Annotated in this window: 1 protein-coding gene; it reads left to right on the forward strand. The window is 50.5% G+C overall.

Going from position 1 to position 281, the window contains the following annotated elements; translation table 11 throughout:
* On the forward strand, nucleotides 1–281 hold a 281-nt coding region (locus tag CHH91_RS18425; RefSeq protein WP_176465860.1), incomplete at both ends, for a pirin family protein.

Consider the following 281-nt stretch of genomic DNA (forward strand, 5'->3'; position numbering starts at 1 on the left):
GGGTATCCTCATGTGCAACAAGGATGGGCGTTGCCTCCAGGGCGAGAGCAAGATTTTGATCCTTTTGTCGTGATGGCTGATGACTGGTTTAAACGGGGGACGTTTTCCGACCATCCTCATCGTGGTTTTCAAACGATCACGTATGTGATTGACGGCAGGTTGGAACATTCCGATAACCATGGCGGTTATTCGATTTTGGACGCAGGCGATGTGCAATACATGAATGCAGGTTACGCTGCCCGCCATGCGGAGGAGGCATTTGCCGATGATGTCATTCATAC

Origin of the sequence: Virgibacillus sp. 7505 (assembly GCF_002272135.1) — a bacterium.
Lineage (GTDB): Bacteria > Bacillota > Bacilli > Bacillales > Amphibacillaceae > Terribacillus.